Below are 21,654 nucleotides of genomic sequence, written 5' to 3' on the forward strand. Positions count from 1 at the left end.
AGCTTAGCTGTGGTTTCAGGCGTTGACGACTTGTGGTGTAGTGGCAGGTGGCACGATGAATTCAGGTGGTGCCGGGGTGCCAGCCGATTGTGTCAGGATTTCGTAGCCGGTTTCGGTGACGAGCACGGTATGTTCCCATTGCGCGGACAGGCTGCGATCCTTGGTTTTGATGGTCCAGCCATCGCCCATTTCACGGATTTCGCGGCGACCTGCATTGATCATCGGCTCGACGGTGAAGATCATGCCTGCTTCGAGTTTTTCCAGGGTGCCGGGACGACCGTAGTGCAGTACTTGCGGCTCTTCGTGGAATACCTTGCCGATGCCATGGCCGCAGAATTCACGTACTACGCTGTAGCCGGCTTTTTCTGCGTGCTGCTGGATGACGTAGCCGATATCGCCCAAATGTGCGCCCGGTTTGATTTTGGAGATGCCCAGCCACATGCACTCATAGGTGATCTGGGTCAGGCGGCGCGCCAGGATGGAAGGCTCGCCGATAAAGAACATGCGGCTGGTGTCGCCGTGATAGCCGTCTTTGATGACGGTAATGTCCAGATTGACAACATCGCCGTTTTTCAGAACTTTATCGCCCGGGATGCCGTGGCAGATGACGTCGTTGACCGAAGTGCAGATTGCCTTGGGGTAAGGGGTGTAGCCTGGCGGGCAGTAATTCAGTGGGGCCGGAATGGTGCCTTGTACGTTGACCATGTATTCGTGGCACAGACGGTCCAGCTCGCCGGTGGTGACGCCGGTTTTGACGAAAGGTGTAATGTAATCAAGGACTTCGGATGCGAGTCGGCCTGCGATGCGCATGCCCTGGATGTCTTCTGCGGTTTTAATTGAAATATTGCCCATAGGAAGCCGGAAATTGCTGGAATGACAGCATGAAAAAATTGTTCGATGAGGAATTATAGACGAGCGGGCATTTATTCGCCGGGCAATGTGGCGGGACACTTGAAAGGAGTGGCGGTTATAGGGTAGAATCTTGGGCTTGCTCGAATTAACTTTTTATTTAATTAAGTCGGGCAAGACTTTATGTAAATCGCGAACTCGTTCGAAAAGGGTGCTGCGGTCAGGCTGAGAACAGCCAAATGACCACGGTGACTGAGCGGGTTCCAGACCTTAACCCTGGAGATATTTATGTCCGTAACAATGCGCGAAATGCTGGAAGCTGGCGTCCACTTTGGTCACCAAACACGCTTCTGGAACCCAAAGATGGCCCCTTTCATTTTCGGCCATCGCAACCGTATTCACATCGTTAACCTCGAAAAAACGATGGGTATGTACCAAGAGGCGATGAAGTATATCCGCCAATTGTCGTCCAATCGTGGCACCGTCCTGTTCGTAGGTACCAAACGTCAAGCACGTGAAACCATCGCAGCTGAAGCGCAACGCGCTGGCATGCCTTACGTCGACCAACGCTGGTTGGGCGGCATGCTGACCAACTTCAAAACGATCAAAACATCGATCAAGCGTTTGAAAGAAATGGAAGCAGCAATCGAAGACGGTTCCGTGCAAAAACTCAGCAAAAAAGAAGCGCTGATGTTTGAACGCGAAAAAATCAAGCTGGAAAAATCCATTGGCGGTATCAAGGATATGGGCGGCATTCCTGACGCAATTTTCGTGGTTGACGTTGGTTACCACAAAGGCGCGATCACTGAAGCAGCGAAGCTGGGCATCCCAGTTATCGGTGTAGTCGATACCAACCACTCGCCAGAAGGCGTTACCTACGTTATCCCAGGTAACGACGATTCCTCCAAAGCGATCATGTTGTACGCTCGCGGCGTTGCAGACGCAATCCTCGAAGGCCGCGCAAACGCGACCAACGATCTGGTTGAGTCGATCAAAGGCGGCGACGACTTCGTTGAGGTTAACGAGCAGGCTTAAACCCTGCCTCTGATGGTTTGAGCGTCAGAACAAAAGGGGCAACAGTGGTTCGCCCCTTTTTTTCGAGCACATTTTGAACGTAATAAGATAGTAGACGCCTGAACTGGCGTCCGATTGTTAGGAGATTATAATGGCCGTTATTACTGCAGCGATGGTTGGTGAACTGCGTGCGCTCACCGATGCGCCGATGATGGAATGTAAAAAAGCATTGACGGAAGCCGATGGCGATCCGGTCAAAGCAGAAGAGATCCTGCGCGTTAAACTCGGTAGCAAAGCTTCGAAAGCAGCTACTCGTGTAACCGCTGAAGGCGTAGTTGCAGCATATGTATCCGGTAATGTTGGCGCGTTGATCGAAGTCAACTGCGAAACCGACTTTGTTACCAAGAATGATGACTTCCTCGGTTTTGCCAACACCCTGGTTAAACTGGTTGCTGACAAAAATCCAGCTGACGTTGCTGCTTTGTCGGCACTGCCACTGGATGACAAAACTGTTGAAGAAACCCGTGCCGCCCTGATCGGCCGTATCGGTGAAAACATGTCTATCCGTCGTTTCGTTCGTTTCGAAACCACCGGTAAACTGGCTTCCTACCTGCACGGTACCCGTATCGGCGTGATGGTCGATTTCGAAGGTGCTGACGACCAGGTTGGTAAAGACGTCGCTATGCACATCGCTGCGATGAAACCAGTTGCATTGTCGTCGGACAACGTTCCAGCAGACCTGATCGCTAAAGAGCGTTCGGTTGCAGAATTGAAAGCAGCTGAGTCGAACAAGCCAGCGGACATCATCGCCAAGATGATCGAAGGCTCGGTACAGAAGTACCTGAAAGAAGTTTCCCTGTTGAACCAATCGTTTGTTAAGAACGACAAACAAACAGTGGAACAAATGCTGAAAGAAACCAAATCGACAGTCAAATCGTTCACGATGTTTGTGGTCGGTGAAGGCATCGAGAAGAAACAGGATGACTTTGCTGCAGAAGTGGCAGCACAAGTAGCCGCAGCAAAACAGGCGTAAGCGAAAAAAATCGGGCCGGAAGGCCCGTTTTTTTAGCATCATCAAGTATCCTTTGATGAGCTGACAGATTAAGATTTCATACGCTGGCTTTTATCGAGCTGGCTATGAACTCTGAAAATCAGGTAAGAACTGTATCCCAGTAAAAACCGGACATAAAAACAAGGAATCCAGCCCATGACAACCCCAGCTTATAAACGCGTTCTTCTCAAACTTTCGGGTGAAGCGTTAATGGGAGACGATCCGTACGGTATCAACCGTGCCACTATCGAGCGTATGGTGGCGGATGTGTCAGAAGTAGCAAAACTGGGTGTGGAACTGGCTATCGTTATCGGTGGCGGCAATATTTTCCGTGGTGTGGCACCAGGCGCGCAAGGGATGGATCGCGCGACGGCTGACTACATGGGTATGCTGGCTACCGTCATGAATTCGCTGGCGCTGGCCGATGCGATGCGTCAGGTCGGTATTACCGCCCGCGTCATGTCGGCGATTGCAATCGAACAGGTTGTTGAACCGTATGTGCGCCCTAAGGCATTGCAGTACCTGGAAGAGGGCAAGATCGTGATCTTCGCCGCCGGTACTGGCAATCCGTTTTTCACCACCGATACTGCAGCAGCGTTGCGCGGTTCAGAAATCGGTGCGGAAATCGTGCTGAAGGCTACGAAGGTGGATGGCGTGTATAGCGCTGATCCAAACAAAGACCCGGACGCAACCCGCTACGCGACGATTTCGTTCGACGAAGCAATCTCCAAACACCTGCAAGTGATGGATGCAACCGCATTCGCACTCTGCCGTGACCAAAAACTGCCGATCAAGGTATTCTCTATCGTTAAGCCGGGCGCGCTGAAAAGCGTGGTCATGGGCGAAGACGAAGGCACCCTGGTCCACGTATAAGATTTAAATCCCGCTGAAATTCTATTCAGGTTTAACTCGTTGTAAAAGAGGAGAACAGTAATGACTGTTGCAGATGCAAAGAAGACAGCCGATCAAAAGATGCAGAAGTCGATAGAGACCCTGAAGGCTGATCTGGCAAAAGTACGTACCGGCCGTGCACACACCGGCATACTTGACCACGTGATGGTTGAATACTACGGCAACCCGACTCATCTGAGCCAGGTTGCGAACGTGACCCTGATCGATGCACGTACCATCGGCGTTCAGCCGTTTGAAAAGAAAATGGTTGCTGTCGTTGAGAAAGCGATCCGTGAAGCCGACCTCGGCCTGAATCCTGCAACCCAGGGTGAATTGATCCGCGTACCAACTCCACCGCTGACCGAAGAACGCCGCAAGGAAATGGTCAAGCTGGTCAAGAGCGAAGCAGAAGACGCGAAGATTGCTGTGCGCAATATCCGTCGTGATGCCAACGAATCGCTGAAAAAGCTGGTCAAGGAAAAAGCCTGCTCGGAAGATGATGAGCGTCGTGCCCAGGACGAAATCCAGAAGCTGACCGATAAATTCGTGCTCGAAATCGACAAACTCGTCGTAGAAAAAGAAAAAGAAGTGTTGACGGTTTGAGTCTGTACTCAATTCCTCCATCCCGCTTTTCGCTGCAGGTCGCTCAACTATGACGTCGCCTAGCTCAACCCTGGTTGTACCGGAAGTCTCGCTGGTGCCGCGTCATATTGCCATCATCATGGATGGCAATGGACGTTGGGCCACCAAGCGTTTCATGCCGCGCGTGGCCGGCCATGTCAAAGGTGTGGAAGCGGTGCGTGGCATCGTCGAAGCATGCGCCCGCCAAGGCGTCGAATATGTGACCTTCTTTGCCTTCAGTTCAGAGAACTGGCGGCGGCCGGAAGATGAAGTATCGCTGCTGATGCGTTTGTTCGTGACGGCACTGGAACGCGAAGTATCGAAGATGCATGCCAATGGCATACGCCTGAAGATAGTCGGTGACCTGAGCCGTTTCGACGATAAGCTGCAGAAGATGATTTCTGCAGCCGAACGCAAGACTGCGGGTAATACGCGCCTGACTGTCACCATTTGCGCCAACTACGGTGGCCGCTGGGACATCATGCAGGCGGTGAATCAAATGCTGGCGGCAAATCCGGGCAGCATTGATTTCAATGAAGAACAGCTGGCACCGTATCTGTCGCTGGCCTATGCGCCCGAGCCTGACCTCTTTATCCGCACTGGCGGGGAAGAGCGCATTTCCAATTTCCTGTTGTGGCAACTGGCTTATACCGAGCTGTATTTCACCGATACTTATTGGCCGGATTTTGACGCGGCCGCATTGGAGTTGGCTATCGCTTCCTATCAGCAACGTGAACGACGTTTCGGTCGTACCAGCGCACAATTGGCCGAGCAATCGCCGGTGGCCAAATGCTAAAAACGCGCATCATCACTGCAGTGGCATTGCTGGCAGTGCTGCTGTTGGTGATTTATTCCGGTTCCTTTGTTGCATTTGCTGTGCTGACGGTCGCGTTCTTCGCGGCAGCAGCATGGGAATGTTTACGCCTGTTCGGCAATAAAAGCCCGCAGGTCGGCGCAGCACTCTGGACCGCTGCATTTGCCTGGCTGATCTATAGTGGCAGCTTCAAGCAAAGCGTGTTTCTGGCAGCGATGTGCGTCGCGATCTGGGCCTTGCGCCTGACCCCGTCGCTGGCGCTCGGCTTGCCCGCGATGAACAGTTTTGCCAATCGTTTGCTCACCGGTATCTACGGCATCGCCATCCTCGGCGCTTTCATTGCCTTGCTGGTTCTCTACAATCACTCCGCGCTGTATATGTTCTCGGTCATGGCTATCGTCTGGATCGCGGATATCGGCGCCTACTTCAGCGGCAAGGCTTTCGGCAAGCGCAAGCTGGCGCCGTCCATCTCCCCGGGCAAGTCGTGGGAAGGCGCGATCGGCGGTGGCATCCTGGTCTTGCTGGCGGCAGTTGCCAGTATGGCAGTGCCTGCGCTGGGCGATACCTTTGCTGTGCGGCTGTACCAGACCTGGGGTGTCGCGGGCTTCCTGGCCATCCTGGTCGTGATGGTGGCGGCCAGCATCGTGGGCGATTTGTTTGAGTCGCAACTCAAGCGCCGCGCCGCTATGAAGGACAGTAGCAACCTGTTGCCTGGTCATGGCGGAGTGCTGGACCGGATCGATGCCTTGATCCCGACCCTGCCGCTGGCAGCACTAATCACTTATTGGATGTAAGGCAGAAATGCAGCAAATCACGATTCTGGGTTCGACCGGTTCTATCGGTGTTTCCACCCTGGATGTTATTGCGCGTCATCCTGAGCGCTATTCGGTTTACGCACTGACTGCGCAAAGCAAGGTTGAAGAACTGGCGCAGCAATGTGTGCGTTTCAAACCGCAGGTCGCGGTCGTAGGTACGGCCGAAGCGGCGAAAAAAATACAGGTATTACTGGATGCGCAGGGCTTGCATACGCAAGTCGCATACGGCGAAGCGGCCTTGTGCGACGTTGCCAGCGCTCCCGAGTGCGATAGTGTCATGGCTGCCATCGTTGGCGGCGCTGGGCTGGCACCTACCTTGGCGGCAGCGCGTGCCGGCAAGCGTGTGCTGCTGGCGAATAAGGAAGCACTGGTGATGTCCGGTCCGCTGTTGATGGAGGCGGTCGCTGCCAGTGGTTCTATCCTGATGCCTATCGATAGCGAACACAACGCTATTTTCCAATGCATGCCTGCTTCCTGCCAGCGTACGCCGCTCGCGCATGGGGTGGAAAAAATCATGTTGACCGCCTCCGGCGGCCCGTTCCTTAAGCGTGACGTCAATACATTGGATCAGGTGACCTGGCAGGAAGCTGTTGCGCATCCGAAGTGGGTGATGGGGCGCAAGATTTCGGTCGATTCCGCCACCATGATGAACAAGGGGCTCGAAGTTATCGAGGCGCATTGGTTATTCGACGTGCCAGCGGACAAGATAGAGGTGGTGATACACCCGCAAAGCGTGGTGCATTCGATGGTTTCCTACGTCGATGGCTCGGTGCTGGCGCAGCTGGGTAACCCGGATATGCGCACCCCGATTGCGCATGCGCTGGCTTATCCGGAACGCATCAATTCCGGGGTCCCGCCGGTGGATTTGATACAAATTGCGCAACTTAGCTTCGAGCGGCCGGATTTGCTGAGATTTCCATGTCTGAAACTGGCGTATGATGCTTTGCAAGCAGGCGGCTCTGCACCTGCGATTATGAATGCCGCCAATGAAATTGCCGTACAGGCATTTCTCGATAGCCGCATCGGTTTCCGTGTGATAGATCAGTTGATTGCGCGTGTGATGGATGCAATGTCGTCGGTGGCGATTACCGATATCGAATCGGTCTTTGCGCAAGATCGTTGCGCCCGTGAACTAGCCAACTCCTTTATACCGTCATGATGCTGCTGCAAACCATACTCGCATTTGCTGTTGTACTCGGCGTACTGGTGATCGTGCATGAGCTTGGTCATTACCTGGTCGCGCGCTGGTGTGGCGTCAAGGTGTTGCGTTTCTCAGTGGGTATGGGCAAGGTGGTTTATTCGCGTCGTTTTGGCGCGGACCAGACCGAGTGGGCGGTTTCCATCCTGCCGCTGGGTGGTTACGTCAAGATGCTGGATGCGCGTGACGATGAACTGGGTGATATCTCGCCAGAGGACATGAAGCGCGAATTCACCCGTCAATCGGTATGGCGTCGGATCGCGATAGTCGCGGCTGGTCCGATCGCTAACTTCCTGCTGGCTATCGCGGTATTTGCCGGTTTGTATAGCTATGGCATCCCGGAACCTGCGCCCAAGCTGCGTGCGCCAGCCGAGAAATCGATCGCGTACCAGTCCGGTTTGCGCGGTAATGAGCTGGTCACCTCAGTCAACGGCGAGCCGGTACAGATCTGGAATGACTTGCGCTGGCAAATGGTGCAGTCCGTCATCAATAAGCAGCCGGTGCGACTGGAAGTGGAAACGCCTGTAGCCGGTTCGCCAGATGCAAAAAACATCCAGACCGTGACACTGCCGGTCGACAGCATTTCTCCAAATGAACTGGAAGGTGATTTTCTCGGCAAGCTCGGGATAGACCTGGCGCGTCCACCAGCCATCCTGGGGCAGGTGGTGCCTGACGGCCCGGCCATGAAGGCGGGTCTGCAAAAGGGTGACCAAGTGCTGCGAGTGAATGGTGCGCCTGTAGCCGATGGTTTGGCCTTGGTGGAACTGGTGCGTGCTTCACCGGGGAAAACTCTTGAACTTGATTTGTTACGTAATGGCCAGCCCGCGAGCCTGCGTGTAGTACCGGAAGAAGTGAATGCAGATGGCCAGGTTTTCGGCCGTATTAAGGTCGAAGTACCGATGGCACCGGACATGGTGGTGGCCCATCATTCGCCGGTTTCAGCCTTGCTGAAGGGCGTGCAAAAAACCTGGGATACCAGTGTTTTGACGATCAAAATGGTCGGCAAAATGATCATCGGCGAGGTTTCCTGGAAAAACGTGACCGGGCCGATTACGATCGCCGATTATGCAGGGCAAACTGCACGTATCGGCTGGATCAGTTACTTGAGCTTTATCGCCTTCGTCAGCATCAGTCTGGGCGTGATGAATCTGCTACCTATCCCAGTGTTGGATGGGGGGCTTTTGCTGTATTATGCTGTGGAAGTTTTAACAGGTCGTCCAGTCTCGGAGCGCTTTGGTGCAATCGCCCAGCGCGCAGGTATAGGGATTTTAATGACCTTGATGCTGGTAGCAGTCTTTAACGATATCAATCGCCTGATCTCCTAGGGATGCAAGCCTTTTTCAGACCAAGGTCTGACTAGTACAACCATTTACGATAGCCAATGAAATTATATTCAGAGCTTTACTCCTTGCCGGTATTTCCCCGTCGTCTTATCGCTATTGCTGCCTTCGCGCTGTGCTCAGGCTATGTACACGCGGCTGATCCTTTCACGGTCAAAGACATCCGCGTTGAAGGTATTCAACGTACCGAAGCCGGTACCGTGTTCAGCTACCTGCCGGTACGCGTAGGCGAAACCTTCACCGACGACAAAGGTGCGGCAGCGATTAAAGCATTGTATGCAACCGGTTTCTTCAAGGATGTACGGATAGAAGTGGAAGGCGATGTGCTGGTGGTGTTTGTCGAAGAACGTCCGGCGATTGCCAGCGTGGAGTTCACCGGTACCAAGGAATTTGAAAAAGACCAGTTGACCAAAGCGCTGAAAGAAATCGGCGTAGGTGAATCCCGTATTTATGACAAGGCGTTGGTTGATCGCGCTGAGCAGGAATTGAAACGTCAGTACCTGTCACGCGGCCTGTACGGCGTGCAGATCACGACTACCGTCACACCGCTGGAGCGTAACCGTGTCTCGGTGACCTTTGCCGTGGATGAAGGCGACGTCGCACGTATCAAGAACATCAACATCATCGGCAACAAGGCGTACAGCGAAAAAGAACTGATCAGCTTGCTCTCCTTGCGTACACCGGGCTGGTTTACCTGGTACTCGAAAGCTGACCAGTATTCGAAGCAAAAACTGGCCGGTGATATCGAATCGCTGAAGTCTTTTTACCTGAATCGCGGTTATCTCGAGATGCAAATCGAATCGACGCAAGTCTCGATTACGCCGGACAAGAAAGATATCTTCATCACCATCAATATCAAGGAAGGTGACAAGTTCAACGTGTCCGACGTTAAGCTGGAAGGCGAAATGCTGGGTCGCGAAGCAGAACTGAACTCGCTGGTGCAACTGAAAAAAGGCGATGTCTTCTCCGGTGAGAAACTGACTGCCAGCACCAAGAACATTTCCGATCGCCTGGGTAACTTTGGCTACGCATTTGCAAACGTGAACGCGAATCCGCAAATTGACCGTGAGAAGAAGGAAGTCGCCTTCACAATCATGATCGATCCGGGCAAGCGCGTGTATGTGCGTAATATCAACATCAGCGGCAATACCAAAACTCGCGATGAAGTGATCCGTCGTGAAATGCGTCAGTTTGAAAACTCATGGTACGACGCTGAAAAAATCAAATTGTCGCGTGACCGTATCGATCGTCTCGATTACTTCAATGACGTGACAGTGGAAACGCCGGACGTTGCAGGCAAGACCGATCAGGTCGACGTCAATATCGGCGTGACCGAGAAGCCGACCGGTAACATCATGCTGGGTGCAGGTTTCTCCAGCGCGGATAAATTGTCGTTGAGTGGTGGTGTGAACCAGGCGAATGCTTTCGGTAGCGGTAATACAGTTGGCGTGAACGTCAATACCAGCCGTTTGAACCGTACCATTGCCTTGTCGAGTACCAATCCATATTTCACGGATGACGGTATCAGCCGTAGCTATGAGGTGTTCCTGCGTACTACGCGTCCGCCTACCATTAATACCGGTGATTACCGTATTCGCACCATGGGTGCAAACATTAAGTTCGGTGTGCCGTTTACTGAATTCGACACGGTGTTTTTCGGCGCTGGTGTTGAGCAAACTGAAGTACAAACATACACAGGCCTTACCAATTACAACGATAGCCCCGATGTCTACAAACGTTACGTTGATAACATTAACGGCGTTTCAAGCAGCACCGATCCTAACAGTGCATTCCAGCAGGGGCAACATGATGCGTCCGCATTAGGCGTTCCATTGACCGCTGCTTGGCAAAGGGATAATCGCGACAGTGCTTTGGTGCCAACCAGAGGACGTTACCAACGTGCTAACTTCGAGATATCTCCCGCTGGTGACTCGAATTATTACCGTGCAACGTATCAGACTCAGTATTTCCAGCCATTATTTAACGGTAGCACCACACTTGCATTGAATGGCGAGGTCAACTACGGTAAGGCACTGGGTGGTAAAGTCTATCCTATTTTCAAGAATTTCTATGGCGGTGGTATCGGCTCGGTGCGTGGCTATGAAAGCTCGTCTCTTGGACCTAAGGCACTTAATGGTGATCCGCTCGGTGGTTCAGCTCGTTTGGTTTTTAATGCTGAATTGCAAATGCCATTTCCAGGTTCAGGCCTAGATCGCAGTCTGCGCTGGTTTACCTTCTTTGATGCAGGTAATGTGTATGCAGATGGATTTGGCGGTGGTGGTGGGCTGAAAACTTCGGTAGGTGTTGGCTTAAGCTGGGTTTCTCCTATCGGTCCACTCAAGCTGAGCTTCGGCAAGGCATTGAATGCTGTTACCGAAGGTACGCCGCAGGAAAAAGATCGCACCCAAGCGTTCCAATTCCAGTTGGGTACAGGTTTCTGATCGCTTGAGGCATAATAGGCGGTCGGTATTAAATTTGAAACACGGAGAATTATTTTGAAGTCCACAATTAAATCGTCAGTAGTCTCCAAAAGCGTGGCAGTTATTGCTGCGGGATTGTGTTTTGTTTCCGTTGTGCAAGCACAGGAAACACGCATAGGTTTCATCAGCACTGAGCGTGTGTTCCGCGAGGCAGCGCCGTACAAGGCAGCACAAGTCAAGCTGGAGCAGGAATTTGCCAAGCGCCAAAAAGAATTGCAGGACATGGCAAATCGCCTGAAGAACCTGGCAGACAAGTTCGACAAGGATGCGCCGGTATTGTCGGATTCGGAACGTGCCAAGCGTCAACGCGAGCTGGCTGATCTGGACAAAGAGTTCCAACGTACACAACGTGAATTCAAGGAAGACCTGAACCAGCGTCGTAACGAGGAAACTGCAAGTGCGATCGAGCGTACCAACAAAGTGATCAAGCAAATCTCGGAAGCAGAAAAATACGATATCGTGTTGCAGGAAGCGGCTTATGTCAGTCCGCGTATCGACATCACCGATAAAGTAATCAAAGCGCTGGGCAAATAATATAAAAAGGCAACGATGAGCACTCGGCTGGGAGAATTAGTCGAACGCTTGGGGGGCCGGTTGATAGGCGATGCGGACATACAGGTTGTTGGCATCGCACCGTTAAACGATGCTGACGCATCGCACATCACGTTTCTTTCCAATCCCAAGTTCAGAGGGCAGGCCGCGCAAACGCACGCGGCCGCTTTAATTTTGTCTGCTGCCGACGATGAGATCGTTGCGGCTGACTATCAGGGCGCGCGCATAGTCACGGCGAATCCTTATGCTTACTTTGCGCGGGCGGCACAGTATTTCGCCAGCTTGCACGCGCATGTCGCGCCGGTCGGCATACATCCCAGCGCGGCGGTCGATCCGAGTGCGCAAGTGGCTGCCAGTGCGTCCATCGGTCCTTTTGTCACGGTAGAGGCGGGCGCGGTAATCGAAGCAGGCTGTGTGGTCGATGCCGGTTGCTTTATAGGACGTGACACCCACCTCGGTGCAAATACCCATTTTTATCCACGTGTCAGCTTCCTGGCTGGTTGCCGGATAGGTGCACGCGGCATTATCCATTCCGGTGCCGTGATAGGCGCGGATGGCTTCGGCTTTGCGAACGAAGGCGGCGCCTGGATCAAGATCCCGCAAACTGGTGCGGTCAGGATAGGTGACGACGTGGAAATCGGCGCAAATACCTCGATAGACCGTGGTGCGCTGGCAGATACCGTGCTGGAAGACGGTGTCAAGCTCGATAACCAGATCCAGATTGGCCATAACTGCCATATCGGTGCACATACGGCGATGGCTGGCTGCGTCGGGGTGGCAGGGAGTGCCATCATAGGCAAATACTGTACTTTTGGCGGTGCAGCGATGGTGCTCGGTCATCTGACCATCGCCGATCATGTCCATATCTCATCGGGCAGCATGGTGTCCCGTTCGATACGTGAGCCGGGGCAATACACGGGTTTTTACCCGTTGGCAAAAAATGCCGAGTGGGAAAAATCAGCGGTCATTGTGCGCAATTTGGCGACGATGCGTGAGAAAATCCGCGAATTAGAAAAAACTATTAAATCGCTAGACGACAAAACAGAATGAATAACACAGAAATGAAAACCCTCGACATCAATCAGATCAAGCAATACCTGCCGCATCGCTATCCTTTGCTGCTGGTTGATCGCGTGTTGAACTGGGAGTCGGGCAAGTCGATTACCGCGATCAAGAACGTTACCGTCAATGAAGAATTCTTTAACGGTCACTTTCCGCACAAACCAGTCATGCCAGGCGTGCTGATGATAGAAGCATTGGCACAAACTGCCGCCTTGCTGTCCTTCCTCACCATGGGCCAAAAGCCGGATGACAATAGCGTGGTCTATTTCATTGGTATCGACGGTGCGCGCTTCAAGCGTCCGGTGGAGCCAGGCGATCAATTGAAAATGGAAGTTGAAATCCTGCGCAATGCGCGTGGTATCTGGAAATACAAGGCGACCGGTTCGGTCGACGGCCAGTTGGCACTGGAAGCGGAACTGATGTGCACCATGCGCACGATTAACGATGCGAGTCCGGCTGCGGGGCAGTAATGTCATTGATCCATCCAACAGCGATTGTTGATCCCAAGGCGCAACTCGACCCTAGCGTCGAAGTCGGGGCCTATAGCGTCATTGGTCCGGACGTCGTCATAGGCGCGGGTAGCAAGATAGGCCCGCATGTGGTGATCGAAGGACACACCACCATAGGTGCGGACAACACAATTTTCCAGTTTGCTTCTATCGGTGCCGCACCGCAGGACAAGAAGTACGCTGGCGAACCGACACTGCTGACCCTAGGTGATCGCAATACCATACGTGAGTTCGTCACCATCAATCTGGGCACGACGCAGGACGTCGGCATTACGCGCCTGGGCAGTGATAACTGGATCATGGCGTATGTGCATATCGCGCATGACTGTCAGCTTGGTGACAACATCATCCTGGCAAATAACGCGACCCTGGCTGGCCATGTCCATCTGGAAGACTGGGTGTTCCTCGGTGGCTTCACTTCGGTGCATCAATTCTGCCGCATAGGCGCGCACGCAATGACTGCGTTTACGGCTGCTGTCAGCCAGGATATTCCGCCATTCGTTACAGCTGCTGGTAATCGTGCGGTACCTGCCGGCATCAACAGCGAAGGCTTGAAACGTCGTGGTTTCAGCAGTGAACAAATTATGGCCATCAAACGTGGCTACAAAACCATCTACCGTTCCGGTTTGCCGTTGGACGAAGCCAAACAAGCTTTGCAGGCAGAAGAAGCCAAATCGCCGGACGCAGCACCTTATCTGCGCCAGTTACGCGAATTCATAGAAGCATCCCCTCGTGGCATCATCCGTTAACAGCACTGGAAGCATCGCCGGAAGTACGGCCATCGCCATGGTCGCCGGTGAAACCTCCGGTGATTTGTTGGCAGGTCGTTTATTATCCGGTTTGCGTCCGCACATGCCGGATGCGTACATGCACGGCATCGGTGGTCCGCACATGGCACAGCATGGCTTTGTCAGTGACTTCCCGATGGAGAAGCTGTCGGTGCGCGGCCTGTTCGAAGTTCTCGCGCACTACCGTGAAATCAAGGGCATACAAGTCGCCTTGCGCGATCAGTTGCTGGCAGAAAAACCTGCGGTATTCATAGGCGTGGATGCGCCGGATTTCAACCTTGGCCTGGAAGCACAACTCAAGAGTGCCGGGATTCCAACCATGCATTTCATCGGCCCGTCGATCTGGGCCTGGCGTGGTGGTCGCATCAAGAAAATCGCACGCGCCGCATCGCATATGCTGGTGATCTTTCCATTTGAGGAAGAGATCTATCGCAAGGCGGGCATACCCGCGACTTATGTCGGCCATCCGCTGGCGCAAGTGATCCCGATGGAGCCGGATCAGGCTGGTGCGCGCACTATGCTGGATTTGCCAGCGAGCGCCCCAGTCGTGGCTATCCTGCCTGGCAGCCGCATGTCCGAATTGAAGTACAACGCGGTGGCTTTTGTGGCAGCGGCAAAAATACTGTTGCAACGCGATCCGAATCTGCGCATCGTGGCGCCGATGGCGGGGGCGGCGCAACGTCGTTATTTTGAAGAACTGATCGCACAAGCCGGTTTGCAGGATGTGCCGGTGCAGATACTGGATGGCCTATCGCATCGTGCACTGGCTGCGGCTGATGCGGTATTGGTGGCATCCGGCACCGCTTCCCTCGAAGTCGCATTGTTCAAGCGGCCTATGGTGATCGCGTACAAGATGATGAGCGCTTCATGGCATATCTTGCGTCATATGGCCTACCAGCCGTGGATAGGTTTGCCTAACATCCTGGCACAGGAATTCCTGGTGCCGGAGTTGTTGCAGGACGCAGCCACCCCGCAAGCTCTGGCAGATGCCTTATGGCCGCAATTGCAGGACAGCGCATTGCGTGAACGCCTGCAGCGTCGCTTCACCGAAATGCACCATAGCTTGTTGCGCGATACGGCGGGAGAGAGCGCACGTGCGGTCATCGAATTGATAGAGCAATCACGTAGCGGCAGCCGCGTTTAAAGTTAACGCCAACCTACGCAGTACAAGAAAGCATCTCCGTGAAAAAAGAAGATCCCAACCTCTCATTGTTCAGCTTCATGGATGAGGACATTATTTGCGGTGTGGATGAAGCCGGACGCGGCCCGCTGGCCGGACCGGTGTTTGCTGCTGCGGTTATCCTGGATCCGCAGCGTCCGATAGATGGTTTGCGTGACTCCAAAAAACTGACCGAAGCAAAGCGTGATGCCTTGGCGCTCGACATCAAGCAATATGCGATGTCCTGGTCGATCGCGCAGTGCTCGGAAGAGGAAATCGATAGCCTGAACATCCTGCAGGCGACCATGCTGGCCATGCGTCGTGCGATCGAAGGTTTGCACGTTCTGCCTACGCTGGCACTGATAGATGGCAATCGCTGCCCAGTAACTACGGTACGTTCCGAAGCCATCATCAAGGGGGATGATAAAGTAGCGGCGATTTCCGCGGCTTCCATTCTCGCCAAAACTGCGCGTGATCATGCACTGGGTATTTTGCATATCCAGTATCCACATTACGCGTTTGATCAGCACAAAGGTTATCCGACCGCCTTACATCTGGAACGTCTGCGTGAACATGGCGTATCGCCGGTACACCGCAAGTCATACGCGCCAGTACGCGCTTTGCTCGGCGATGCTGTCAACAAGCGTTGAGGTGATAGCACGATGACGATGAAAACCATTTCCTCCCGCGACAATCCGCTCTACAAAGAATTAAAGCATCTGGCCGGTAGTTCGCAGGCGCGACGCAAGGCAGGTCGCACCTTGCTGGACGGCGTGCACCTGTGTGAAACGTATCTGGAAAAGCTTGGCCTGCCGCCTCTGTGCATAGTGGGTGAAACGGCTTTGTTGAATGAAGAAGTGAGTATGATCGTTCAGCAGTGCAGCGATAGTCGCACGCAGTGCATCGTTTTGCCGGATGCCTTATTCCATGCCCTGAGCCAGGTTGAGCATGGCGTCGATATCCTGTTTGTGATCGATACACCGGAAATACAGCAACCGTCGCGCCTGACACAATCGGCAGTGCTGCTTGACCGGGTGCAGGATCCGGGTAACTTTGGCTCCATCGTGCGTAGCGCGGCGGCAGCCGGTATCAAGCAGGTCTACTGCAGCGCTGGAACCACTTTTGCGTGGTCGCCGAAAGTATTGCGTGCTGGTATGGGCGCGCACTTTTTGCTGGAGATATTCGAAGGTGTCGATCTGTCTGATCTGCTCGGACGTGCCGACATCCCGGTGATCGCAACCAGTTCGCACGCTGATAAGCAACTCTATGAAGTGGATTTGTGTCAGCCTGTGGCATGGCTGTTCGGGCATGAAGGGCAGGGCGTGGCCGACGAGTTATTGGCACGCGCCACTTATCGCGTTTCGATTCCCCATCTGGGCGAGATTGAATCGCTGAATGTAGCTGCCAGCTCCGCCGTCTGTTTCTTCGAACAAGTGCGGCAGCAAACCTCGACCAAATAATTAGTCTCAGTCGGGTCGCTGGTCCGATTTGATTTCCTGCAAAATCGTCGCCGCGATCTCTTCTATGGATTTGGTGGTCGACGACATCCAGCGTATCCCTTCACGCCGCATCATCCGCTCCGCTTCATTGATTTCATAACGGCAGTTTTGTAAGGCAGCATATTTGCTGCCGGGTAAGCGTTCGTTACGAATTTCTGCAAGCCGGTCTGCGGCGATGGATAGGCCAAAAATCTTGTGCTTGTATTCCTGCAATCCGCTCGGCAATTTACCGCGTTCGAAATCATCCGGGATCAGCGGATAGTTGGCCGCCTTGATGCCGTATTGCATCGCCAGGAACAGGCTGGTAGGTGTTTTTCCGGAGCGCGAGACACCAACCAGGATGACATCCGCAGCAGATAAATTCTTGTGCGATTGCCCATCGTCATGCGCCAGCGAAAAGTTGATCGCCTCGATCCGATTCTTGTATTCCTCTGAATCGGTACTGGTATGGCTGCGGCCTATCGTGTGCGTCGATTTGACACCCAGCTCCTGTTCCAGCGGCTCGACAAAAGTTTGAATTAAATCCATGTGCATCCCCTGGGATTGGCGCACAATGCTGGATAAATCGGATTTCACCAACGTGGAGAAAATGATAGGACGCTGCCCGTCAGCAGCGAAAGTCTCGTTGATTTTCCGCAATGCATCATAAGCCTTGTCCGTCGTGTCGATAAACGGTAAACGGACTTGTTTGAAGCGCATTTCAAACTGGGTTAACACCGAATGACCGAATGTTTCCGCTGTGATGCCCGTGCCATCGGAGACAAAGAAGACGGTGCGCGTGCTGGTCGGACTACGGTCGACAGGGTGGCTCATGAGGTGGTGTAAGGATGCTGTAAGTTAAAAAAATGCTGCGCTGCAGTGCGAACTCGTAAGACTTTGGGTAAAATGTCGGCCAATTGCTCGAACATGTTACGGCCTTACTCGAAGAATAACAAAAACTGTTGCCTATCTGTCGCCTCATAAGGGCGTGCACGAAGATTTCTTTCATCAAAGCAGAGGTTGTTATGTCGATTGCATTACAAGCGGGGAGCAAGTATGACCCGGCAGTAGAAGGAAACTACGTCGTTTCTTTCGACCGTTTACGGATGTCCGATGTGGACTCGGTTGGCGGTAAAAACTCGTCCCTGGGCGAGATGATCAGCCAGCTTGCAGAAGCTGGTGTCAGGGTGCCGGGTGGTTTTGCCACTACAGCACAGGCGTTCAGGGATTTCCTGGCGTATAGCGAAAACGGTGGGCTGAGTCTGGCACAACGTATCGCTGACCGTCTGGAAGGCCTGAATATCGACGATGTACGTGCACTGGCGCAAGCTGGTACCGAGATTCGTCAGTGGATAGTGGAAACACCATTCCAGCCGCAATTGCTGCAAGACATCAAGCAGTACTATCAAGACCTGGCCGCAGATTCCTCCAAGGAAATGTCGTTTGCCGTGCGTTCTTCTGCAACAGCAGAGGATTTGCCGGATGCGTCGTTTGCCGGTCAGCAAGAAACCTTCCTCAACGTGGTCGGCATCGACAATGTGCTTGAAGCCATCAAGCATGTCTTCGCTTCGCTCTACAACGACCGTGCAATTTCCTATCGTGTACACAAAGGCTTTACCCATGCTGAAGTTGCATTGTCAGCAGGCGTACAGCGCATGGTGCGTTCAGATAAGGGCGCAGCCGGTGTGATGTTCACGCTGGATACCGAATCGGGTTTCCAGGATGTGGTCTTCATCACTTCCAGCTATGGTCTGGGCGAAACAGTGGTGCAGGGCGCGGTGAATCCGGATGAATTCTATGTGCACAAGCCTATGCTGGAACTCGGCAAACTGCCTATCATCCGCCGCAATATCGGCTCCAAGCTAATCAAGATGGAATTCACCGAAGAAGCCAAAGCCGGTCGTTCAGTGCGTACTGTCGATGTGCCTATCGGTATGCGTAACCGCTACTCGCTGACCGACGAAGAAATCGTCGAACTGGCGAAGTATGCAGTCATCATCGAGAAGCACTATGGCCGTCCTATGGATATCGAGTGGGGCAAAGACGGTCTGGACGGCAAGCTGTATATCTTGCAGGCACGTCCGGAAACCGTGAAGTCGCAACAAAAAACCACCGACGTCCAGCAACGTTTCAAACTCAAAGGCAGCGGTTCCGTGCTGACCGTAGGTCGCGCCATCGGTCAAAAGATAGGTGCTGGTCCGGTCCGTGTGATCCTCGATCCGGCCGATATGGAGCGTGTGCAGCCAGGCGATGTGCTGGTGGCAGACATGACCGACCCGAACTGGGAACCAGTCATGAAGCGCGCTTCCGCTATCGTCACCAACCGTGGTGGCCGTACCTGCCATGCGGCGATTATCGCGCGTGAGCTGGGTGTGCCTGCGGTGGTGGGTTGCGGTGATGCGACTGAGTTGCTGACGGACGGCACACTGGTCACCGTGTCCTGCGCTGAAGGTGACGAAGGTAAAGTCTACGATGGCTTGCTGGAAACTGAAGTCACTGAATTCGCACGTGGTGATTTGCCCGAGCTGCCATTGAAGATCACCCTCAACGTCGGTAACCCGCAACTCGCATTCGACTTCCAAAGCATACCGAATGCAGGTGTCGGCCTGGCGCGTCTGGAATTCATCATCAACAATAATATCGGTGTCCATCCAAAAGCAATTCTGGAATACCCGCATATCGATGCTGATCTGAAAACCGCGGTGGAATCGGTTGCGCGTGGTCATGCTTCGCCTAAAGCGTTTTACATCGACAAGCTGGCTGAAGGTATTGCCACCATCGGTGCGGCGTTCTGGCCTAAGCCTGTGATCGTGCGTTTGTCCGACTTCAAATCGAATGAGTACAAAAAACTGATCGGCGGCTCCCGTTACGAGCCGGATGAAGAAAATCCTATGCTGGGCTTCCGTGGTGTTGCACGTTACCTGGCACCGGACTTTGCTGAATCCTTCGAAATGGAATGCAAGGCGATGAAGCGCGTGCGTGACGAGATGGGTTTGACCAACGTCGAAATCATGGTGCCATTTGTACGTACGCTGGGTCAGGCGGACAAAGTTATCAAGCTGCTGGAAAAGAACGGTCTGAAGCGCGGCGAAAACGGTTTGCGCATCGTCATGATGTGCGAAGTACCGTCGAACGCGATTTTGGCTGAAGAGTTCCTCAACTACTTCGATGGCTTCTCTATCGGTTCCAACGATTTGACCCAGCTCACATTGGGCCTGGATCGTGATTCCGGTATGGAAATCCTTGCTGCTGATTTCGATGAACGTGATCCGTCGGTACTGGCGATGTTCTCGCGTGCGATTGCTGCATGTCGCAAGCAGGGCAAGTACGTTGGTATCTGCGGCCAGGGTCCATCGGATCATCCTGATTTTGCCGAATGGCTGATGAAGGAAGGCATTACCTCCTTGTCGCTGAATCCTGATTCGGTGATCGAGACATGGCAAAGCCTGGCCAAACGCATTTAATGTTTTAAGGTAGTAAGGCAGTCGGGTGTGTGAATTTATGTTGCTACACGGATTTTTAGTCTAGACTGTGTGCACCCGACTGTTGATAAGTATTATCGTGGTTTCTTAACCCTCGTCGCCCAACGGTCCACGAGGGTTTTTGCTTTTTGGGAGAAAAAACATATGACGGACTGGATGATTTGGTTTGCCGTAGCCTGTGTACTGGTCGTACTGGAAATGGCAACCGGCACCTTCTATCTGTTGATGATAGCCATAGGCACTGCCGCAGCTGGTCTGGCGGCGCTCGGCGGTATGGGCGTACCTGAACAATGCCTGATTGCAGCAGCCGTTGCCGCGCTCGGTACCTTTGCCTTGCGCCGCAGTAAATTCGGCCGTCCTGATCATACTGATGCCGCACGTGATCCGAATGTGAATCTCGATATAGGACAGGCGCTGGAAGTCGCAGAGTGGCAGCAACTCAATGCCAGCTCCTACACGGCGCGCGTCATGTATCGCGGTGCTTTGTGGGATGTGGCGCTAGCAGAAGGCGAGTCGCCGTTGCCGGGCAAATTCATCATACGAGAAGTACAGGGTAGCCGTTTAATCGTCCGTAACAGTGACGCCACCGCTCACGCACAATAAAGGAAATAACACTATGTTCGATACTACTAGCGTCACTATTTTCCTGTTGATAGTCGCCATTGTCTTTGTCATCAAGACCATCAATGTGGTGCCGCAGCAGCATGCATGGGTGGTGGAGCGCCTAGGTAAATACCATGCGACCCTGGGCCCGGGCCTGAAGATCGTGCTGCCTTTCATAGACCGCATCGCATACAAGCATTCGCTGAAAGAAATTCCACTCGACGTGCCTATGCAGGTCTGTATCACCAAAGACAATACGCAGCTCGAAGTAGACGGCATCCTGTACTTTCAGGTGACCGATCCTATGCGTGCTTCCTATGGTTCGTCGAATTACATCTCTGCGATTTCGCAGCTGGCGCAAACCACCTTGCGTTCCGTCATCGGCCGTATGGAGCTGGACAAAACTTTTGAAGAACGCGACCTGATCAATCATGCAGTGGTTGGTGCTGTCGATGAATCGGCGGCAAACTGGGGCGTCAAAGTCTTGCGCTATGAAATCAAGGACCTGACACCACCGAAGGAAATCCTGCATGCGATGCAATCGCAAATTACGGCTGAGCGTGAAAAGCGTGCGCTGATCGCTGCTTCGGAAGGCCGCAAGCAAGAGCAGATCAATATCGCGACTGGTGAACGTGAAGCATCAATTGCACGTTCAGAAGGTGAGAAGCAGGCGGCGATCAACCGTGCGCAGGGTGAAGCATCGGCCATCCTGTCTATCGCTGAAGCGACCGCCGAAGCGATCCGCAAGACAGCATCGGCGATCCGCGAGCCGGGTGGTTCGGATGCAGTTAACCTGAAGGTCGCGGAGCAGTATGTTGAAGCATTTGGCAAACTGGCGAAAACGAATAACTCAATCATCATCCCGGCCAACTTGGGCGATATGAGCGGTTTGATCGCGACTGCGATGCAGGTCGTGAAATCGCAGGGCACTTCGGCCAAATCATAAAC

At 53.4% G+C, this 21,654-nt stretch carries 21 protein-coding genes; 19 read left to right on the plus strand and 2 right to left on the minus strand.

Annotated features, from left to right (window positions below; genetic code table 11):
* Window positions 1–15 precede the first annotated feature (15 nt).
* Window positions 16–852 (minus strand): type I methionyl aminopeptidase, encoded by an 837-nt coding sequence (gene map, locus H7U06_RS08510; protein ID WP_175625705.1) that lies wholly within the window; start codon window positions 850–852, stop codon window positions 16–18.
* Window positions 853–1,137: 285 nt separating this feature from the next.
* Here map and rpsB point away from each other — a divergent pair, with 285 nt between their 5' ends.
* The 16 genes from rpsB (at window position 1,138) to H7U06_RS08590 (ending at window position 16,603) form a co-directional block, all read left to right on the plus strand.
* Window positions 1,138–1,884 (plus strand): 30S ribosomal protein S2, encoded by a 747-nt coding sequence (rpsB, locus tag H7U06_RS08515; RefSeq protein WP_175625706.1) that lies wholly within the window; start codon window positions 1,138–1,140, stop codon window positions 1,882–1,884.
* Window positions 1,885–2,014: 130 nt separating this feature from the next.
* A complete protein-coding gene (tsf, locus tag H7U06_RS08520; protein ID WP_175625707.1) occupies window positions 2,015–2,896 on the plus strand; it encodes a translation elongation factor Ts in 882 nt (293 codons plus the stop codon).
* Between the two features lie 174 nt (window positions 2,897–3,070).
* Complete coding sequence (gene pyrH, locus H7U06_RS08525) at window positions 3,071–3,787, plus strand: UMP kinase (RefSeq protein ID WP_124573906.1); 717 nt, start codon at window positions 3,071–3,073, stop codon at window positions 3,785–3,787.
* Window positions 3,788–3,847: 60 nt separating this feature from the next.
* A complete protein-coding gene (gene frr, locus H7U06_RS08530) occupies window positions 3,848–4,408 on the plus strand; it encodes a ribosome recycling factor (protein ID WP_175625708.1) in 561 nt (186 codons plus the stop codon).
* Between the two features lie 49 nt (window positions 4,409–4,457).
* Window positions 4,458–5,222, plus strand: coding sequence for a polyprenyl diphosphate synthase (gene uppS, locus H7U06_RS08535; protein WP_175625709.1), 765 nt, complete (start codon window positions 4,458–4,460; stop codon window positions 5,220–5,222).
* A complete protein-coding gene (locus H7U06_RS08540) occupies window positions 5,216–6,034 on the plus strand; it encodes a phosphatidate cytidylyltransferase (protein ID WP_175625710.1) in 819 nt (272 codons plus the stop codon). Before uppS ends, H7U06_RS08540 begins: the two co-directional genes overlap by 7 nt.
* 7 nt (window positions 6,035–6,041) lie before the next feature.
* Window positions 6,042–7,214: a 1-deoxy-D-xylulose-5-phosphate reductoisomerase gene (gene ispC, locus H7U06_RS08545; RefSeq protein ID WP_175625711.1), complete on the plus strand. Its 1,173-nt coding sequence runs from the start codon at window positions 6,042–6,044 to the stop codon at window positions 7,212–7,214.
* Window positions 7,211–8,578 carry an RIP metalloprotease RseP gene (gene rseP / locus H7U06_RS08550; RefSeq protein WP_175625712.1) on the plus strand — a complete coding sequence of 456 codons (1,368 nt, stop codon included), beginning with the start codon at window positions 7,211–7,213 and terminating at the stop codon, window positions 8,576–8,578. The genes ispC and rseP overlap by 4 nt, the downstream gene beginning before the upstream one ends.
* A 56-nt stretch (window positions 8,579–8,634) precedes the next feature.
* On the plus strand, window positions 8,635–11,034 hold the full coding sequence (gene bamA / locus H7U06_RS08555; protein ID WP_175625713.1) for an outer membrane protein assembly factor BamA: 2,400 nt from the start codon (window positions 8,635–8,637) through the stop codon (window positions 11,032–11,034).
* A 93-nt stretch (window positions 11,035–11,127) separates the two neighbouring features.
* Window positions 11,128–11,607 carry an OmpH family outer membrane protein gene (locus tag H7U06_RS08560; RefSeq protein WP_254873210.1) on the plus strand — a complete coding sequence of 160 codons (480 nt, stop codon included), beginning with the start codon at window positions 11,128–11,130 and terminating at the stop codon, window positions 11,605–11,607.
* A 15-nt stretch (window positions 11,608–11,622) separates the two neighbouring features.
* Window positions 11,623–12,675 (plus strand): UDP-3-O-(3-hydroxymyristoyl)glucosamine N-acyltransferase, encoded by a 1,053-nt coding sequence (gene lpxD / locus H7U06_RS08565; protein WP_175625715.1) that lies wholly within the window; start codon window positions 11,623–11,625, stop codon window positions 12,673–12,675.
* Between the two features lie 11 nt (window positions 12,676–12,686).
* Window positions 12,687–13,157 (plus strand): 3-hydroxyacyl-ACP dehydratase FabZ, encoded by a 471-nt coding sequence (fabZ, locus tag H7U06_RS08570; RefSeq protein ID WP_041296526.1) that lies wholly within the window; start codon window positions 12,687–12,689, stop codon window positions 13,155–13,157.
* A complete protein-coding gene (gene lpxA / locus H7U06_RS08575) occupies window positions 13,157–13,945 on the plus strand; it encodes an acyl-ACP--UDP-N-acetylglucosamine O-acyltransferase (protein ID WP_175625716.1) in 789 nt (262 codons plus the stop codon). The genes fabZ and lpxA overlap by 1 nt, the downstream gene beginning before the upstream one ends.
* Entirely contained in the window at window positions 13,929–15,128 is a 1,200-nt protein-coding gene (lpxB, locus tag H7U06_RS08580) for a lipid-A-disaccharide synthase (protein WP_255485094.1), read from the plus strand. The genes lpxA and lpxB overlap by 17 nt, the downstream gene beginning before the upstream one ends.
* Window positions 15,129–15,205: 77 nt before the next feature.
* Window positions 15,206–15,793 (plus strand): ribonuclease HII, encoded by a 588-nt coding sequence (gene rnhB / locus H7U06_RS08585; RefSeq protein ID WP_175626090.1) that lies wholly within the window; start codon window positions 15,206–15,208, stop codon window positions 15,791–15,793.
* A gap of 18 nt (window positions 15,794–15,811) precedes the next feature.
* Entirely contained in the window at window positions 15,812–16,603 is a 792-nt protein-coding gene (locus tag H7U06_RS08590) for an RNA methyltransferase (protein WP_175625717.1), read from the plus strand.
* A 6-nt stretch (window positions 16,604–16,609) separates the two neighbouring features.
* Here H7U06_RS08590 and H7U06_RS08595 read toward each other — a convergent pair whose 3' ends face one another.
* Window positions 16,610–17,455, minus strand: coding sequence for a pyruvate, water dikinase regulatory protein (locus H7U06_RS08595; RefSeq protein WP_175625718.1), 846 nt, complete (start codon window positions 17,453–17,455; stop codon window positions 16,610–16,612).
* 191 nt (window positions 17,456–17,646) lie between these two features.
* On the opposite strand from H7U06_RS08595, the gene ppsA reads away from it, so the two are divergent.
* The 3 genes from ppsA (at window position 17,647) to H7U06_RS08610 (ending at window position 21,652) form a co-directional block, all read left to right on the plus strand.
* Window positions 17,647–20,085: a phosphoenolpyruvate synthase gene (gene ppsA / locus H7U06_RS08600; protein ID WP_175625719.1), complete on the plus strand. Its 2,439-nt coding sequence runs from the start codon at window positions 17,647–17,649 to the stop codon at window positions 20,083–20,085.
* Between the two features lie 162 nt (window positions 20,086–20,247).
* Window positions 20,248–20,706 (plus strand): NfeD family protein, encoded by a 459-nt coding sequence (locus H7U06_RS08605; RefSeq protein ID WP_175625720.1) that lies wholly within the window; start codon window positions 20,248–20,250, stop codon window positions 20,704–20,706.
* A 13-nt stretch (window positions 20,707–20,719) separates the two neighbouring features.
* The gene (locus H7U06_RS08610; protein WP_175625721.1) at window positions 20,720–21,652 is read left to right on the plus strand and encodes an SPFH domain-containing protein; all 933 of its coding nucleotides are present in this window, start codon (window positions 20,720–20,722) and stop codon (window positions 21,650–21,652) included.
* The last annotated feature ends 2 nt before the right edge of the window (window positions 21,653–21,654 follow it).

It is taken from the genome of Herminiimonas sp. Marseille-P9896 (genome assembly GCF_903993245.1).
Lineage (GTDB): Bacteria > Pseudomonadota > Gammaproteobacteria > Burkholderiales > Burkholderiaceae_D > Oxalicibacterium > Oxalicibacterium contaminans.

What these genes read in the sequence shown, in the direction of transcription:
- map (WP_175625705.1), bottom strand. Translation starts at nt 852, where the DNA reads ATGGGCAATATTTCAATTAAAACCGCAGAAGACATCCAGGGCATGCGC.
- rpsB (WP_175625706.1), top strand. Translation starts at nt 1,138, where the DNA reads ATGTCCGTAACAATGCGCGAAATGCTGGAAGCTGGCGTCCACTTTGGT.
- tsf (WP_175625707.1), top strand. Translation starts at nt 2,015, where the DNA reads ATGGCCGTTATTACTGCAGCGATGGTTGGTGAACTGCGTGCGCTCACC.
- pyrH (WP_124573906.1), top strand. Translation starts at nt 3,071, where the DNA reads ATGACAACCCCAGCTTATAAACGCGTTCTTCTCAAACTTTCGGGTGAA.
- frr (WP_175625708.1), top strand. Translation starts at nt 3,848, where the DNA reads ATGACTGTTGCAGATGCAAAGAAGACAGCCGATCAAAAGATGCAGAAG.
- uppS (WP_175625709.1), top strand. Translation starts at nt 4,458, where the DNA reads ATGACGTCGCCTAGCTCAACCCTGGTTGTACCGGAAGTCTCGCTGGTG.
- H7U06_RS08540 (WP_175625710.1), top strand. Translation starts at nt 5,216, where the DNA reads ATGCTAAAAACGCGCATCATCACTGCAGTGGCATTGCTGGCAGTGCTG.
- ispC (WP_175625711.1), top strand. Translation starts at nt 6,042, where the DNA reads ATGCAGCAAATCACGATTCTGGGTTCGACCGGTTCTATCGGTGTTTCC.
- rseP (WP_175625712.1), top strand. Translation starts at nt 7,211, where the DNA reads ATGATGCTGCTGCAAACCATACTCGCATTTGCTGTTGTACTCGGCGTA.
- bamA (WP_175625713.1), top strand. Translation starts at nt 8,635, where the DNA reads ATGAAATTATATTCAGAGCTTTACTCCTTGCCGGTATTTCCCCGTCGT.
- lpxD (WP_175625715.1), top strand. Translation starts at nt 11,623, where the DNA reads ATGAGCACTCGGCTGGGAGAATTAGTCGAACGCTTGGGGGGCCGGTTG.
- fabZ (WP_041296526.1), top strand. Translation starts at nt 12,687, where the DNA reads ATGAAAACCCTCGACATCAATCAGATCAAGCAATACCTGCCGCATCGC.
- lpxA (WP_175625716.1), top strand. Translation starts at nt 13,157, where the DNA reads ATGTCATTGATCCATCCAACAGCGATTGTTGATCCCAAGGCGCAACTC.
- rnhB (WP_175626090.1), top strand. Translation starts at nt 15,206, where the DNA reads ATGGATGAGGACATTATTTGCGGTGTGGATGAAGCCGGACGCGGCCCG.
- H7U06_RS08590 (WP_175625717.1), top strand. Translation starts at nt 15,812, where the DNA reads ATGAAAACCATTTCCTCCCGCGACAATCCGCTCTACAAAGAATTAAAG.
- H7U06_RS08595 (WP_175625718.1), bottom strand. Translation starts at nt 17,455, where the DNA reads ATGAGCCACCCTGTCGACCGTAGTCCGACCAGCACGCGCACCGTCTTC.
- ppsA (WP_175625719.1), top strand. Translation starts at nt 17,647, where the DNA reads ATGTCGATTGCATTACAAGCGGGGAGCAAGTATGACCCGGCAGTAGAA.
- H7U06_RS08605 (WP_175625720.1), top strand. Translation starts at nt 20,248, where the DNA reads ATGACGGACTGGATGATTTGGTTTGCCGTAGCCTGTGTACTGGTCGTA.
- H7U06_RS08610 (WP_175625721.1), top strand. Translation starts at nt 20,720, where the DNA reads ATGTTCGATACTACTAGCGTCACTATTTTCCTGTTGATAGTCGCCATT.